Annotated in this window: 2 protein-coding genes; one reads left to right on the top strand and one right to left on the bottom strand. The window is 38.3% G+C overall.

Features of this window, described 5'->3' with window-relative positions:
- Positions 1 to 248: 248 nt before the first annotated feature.
- Positions 249 to 2,177: a S9 family peptidase gene (locus tag E5A76_RS13860; RefSeq protein WP_161119276.1), complete on the bottom strand. Its 1,929-nt coding sequence runs from the start codon at positions 2,175 to 2,177 to the stop codon at positions 249 to 251.
- Between the two features lie 389 nt (positions 2,178 to 2,566).
- On the opposite strand from E5A76_RS13860, the gene E5A76_RS13855 reads away from it, so the two are divergent.
- Positions 2,567 to 3,032: GNAT family N-acetyltransferase (locus E5A76_RS13855; RefSeq protein ID WP_161119275.1), on the top strand; the 466-nt coding region annotated here is incomplete at its 3' end.

Raw genomic sequence — 3,032 nt, 5'->3', positions numbered from 1 at the left:
GAATAAAGCATTATTCAATGGAGAAGTACGGTGTAATTGACATTACCATGACGATAACTGGAGCAGAACATGATCGTTTGTGTGAGTACGGGTACGGAAGTTATGTTTTCATGAACGTTTGATTAAGAAGAAATATTAAAACATTTTAAATTTAAAATAAGGGGACGCAGATATGATTGCCTATTTTGTTGTTACCGTTAATAAGTAATGCCACCTACACTTAGATGGCATTCTCAGATGATTGATGGTTAACCTGCGGATCGTCCCCCAAGGCACTGGCTTAAGAAATTATCGACTTTTCTAGCGAGTTTCTTTGTTTGAGTTGGTGTGCCGTAATGGTGACCAGTATTATTCATTTCCCAATATTGAATGTCTTTTCCTGCTTTTTTGGCAGCTTTAACAAAACGACGAGATTGCTCTGGAATAACAACAGCATCATCTTCACCTTGGATGACCAGTAGTGGCGCTTTCATATTATTAACGAAATTAATCGGTGATTGCTGTGCACGTTGTTGTTTCATTTTAGGATCATTGAAATCACCAATGTAGTTCTGCCAAATATCTTCATGTCGCTTCCATGGCTCAGGAAAGTTATTAACCATCAACTCAAGATCAGACATACCAAAAATATCTACGCCACATGCAAACTTATCAGGTGTAAGCGTCATACCAACAAGCGTAGCGTAACCACCATAGCTGGCCCCCATGATTGCTACGTTATCAGGATCGCTGATCCCTTGCTCTACAGCCCAATTGATACCATCAATTAGATCGTTATGCATCGCTTTTGAAAACTCCCCATAGCCAGCTGAAATAAAATCGTAACCATAACCGGCAGAGCCTCTGAAATTCACTTGAATAACGGCATAGCCACGGTTGGCAAGTAATTGTGCTTCGGTATTGAAGCCCCAATAGTCGCGAGCATGAGGTCCGCCATGAACCAGTAAAACGGTTGGGAGCTGTTTGGCTTCTATGCTATTTGGCAGGGTTAAATAGCCATTAATGTTTAATCCATCACGGCTAGTAAATTGAATCGGCTTTTGGTGTGCAAGGTATTGGGTGTAATAGTACGACTTACTTTGTGAAAGAAGTTCTTTTTTATCTGTGACTGTATCGTAAAGATAAATCTTAAAGCCCTGATCGTTATATTGGCTTAAGGTGAATTTTTCATTTTGACTATCACCACTAAAGATCAGAACACTGCTTTTACCTTTACTGTAGAACTTATCGAGTATTTTTTGATAAGCAGGGTGGAACGCTTTTGCCTCTTGGTAATCAGGGTAGCTAAAAGCAATAGCTGGATTTAAGTTGTTATCAGCATAGTATAAATCGACATCAACACGATCATTAGCATAAAGGGTAGTTATATCGTTTGTTGTTAAATCTAACTCAAGTAACTGGATCTTATCTGTGTTGTTGTTGGCTAATATAGAAAGGGTATTTTTCTTATGGTTAAGCATCGCATGAGAAACTTTGCCATTTTCGCCAGCATCAAATAAGAGTTTACCTGTACTTAATTGATATATTTCCTTCTCATCTTTTATATAGGCAAAGACGGATCCATTTTTAATGCTGTTATTAACAATAAAGCCATCGATAGCTAACTTATCGTCGATCTCAAATAACAAGGTTTCTTGTTTCGTTTTGATGTTAAGGCGATAAAGATTAAAGACTTTTGGGTCAGTACCGTTGTGTCTAACAATGATATTGTCAGGATCATTTTTTAAGATATCGACGACATAAACCTGATTGTTGCCATCATAAAATGGTTTGATCTGGCGTGTTGGATGCTCTGTATCTAAAAAGAATATTTTAGACTTCATATCATCGAAATGGGGAACATAGATTAAATTTCGGCTATCTGGCATCCATTCAAAAAAAGAAATCCAACCATCAAACTTGCCTGTTTCGCCTGTCTCTAAATGTTTAAAATGAAGTGCAGTGTAAGGGTTACCATTGTTATCAAAGCTGTCTTTCAACCACGCTAACTTTTTACCATCAGGGGATATTTGGTAAGAGTGGGTACCGTTTGTTGTCGTCGTAAGATCTTTAAAATCAAGTAACATGGGTAGTGTTTGGTTTGCAAGGGATTGGTGAGTCGCTTCTTTAGGTTGTACACACCCAGTGATTAATAAAAGAATGGCTATTTTTACGTATAGTTTTTTTATTAACGTCATTGTTATACCGATCCCACTGAATTAATTGTATTTATTTTAAATATATCGTGATAACAATTAATTCACATCCGGGGTATATTAAATATGCGATCGAGTTAATTAATATACTTATACCCAAGTGACTTCAAGATACCTGATTCAGATCGAAGTCACTGAGTTGAATTCAAGGAAGGCAACGAAGCGGAATAGCGAGCTCTTTCCAAGTTGTCTGACGCAAGAAGTCGGCTCAGTGACACGCTCGCAAAGGGCGAGCGTCCTTAGCTCTCAGGCTTTGTTAACAATTCTCAATGTAGAACCACTATATCTTCGAATCGTTGCCGCGCCTGAGAACTAAGGCCATCTCGCTGAACATAGCATCTTGGAGTTACTTGGGTATATAAGGATGCGAGATGATCGAAATTAAGCCTTTTACCAACCGAGATGAAAATGCAGTTAAGCGGATTGTTGTACCTAAATCGCAAGTGAGATTTGCATCAACTGCTGAGGATTTCATTGCGAGCGCCACTGAAACTATGCATCTTTATGTGATTTATTATCACGGGGAGAGCATTGGTTATTTTAAACTAGACATTGCTTATTCCGAACAAATGAAATTTTGTCCAATCAATACGCTTGGCTTACGTACTGTTGTGATTAGTCAACCTTATCAAGGTAAAGGGATAGGAACGGCAGTCATTAAAAGGATATTGCACTACACCGCAGTACATTACGCTAGATATGATGCCATATATTTAACTGTTAATTGCAAGAACCCTGCTGCGAAACGTTGCTATGAGAAAAGTGGATTTCAATTAACAGGAGCTCTCTTTCTTGAAGGAGATTTTGGTCCACAAGAGGTTATGCTTGCTTATAATC

The sequence above is a fragment of the Photobacterium lucens genome, from assembly GCF_009873615.1.
GTDB lineage: Bacteria > Pseudomonadota > Gammaproteobacteria > Enterobacterales > Vibrionaceae > Photobacterium > Photobacterium lucens.
This window is presented reverse-complemented; position numbering and strand designations above follow the sequence as displayed.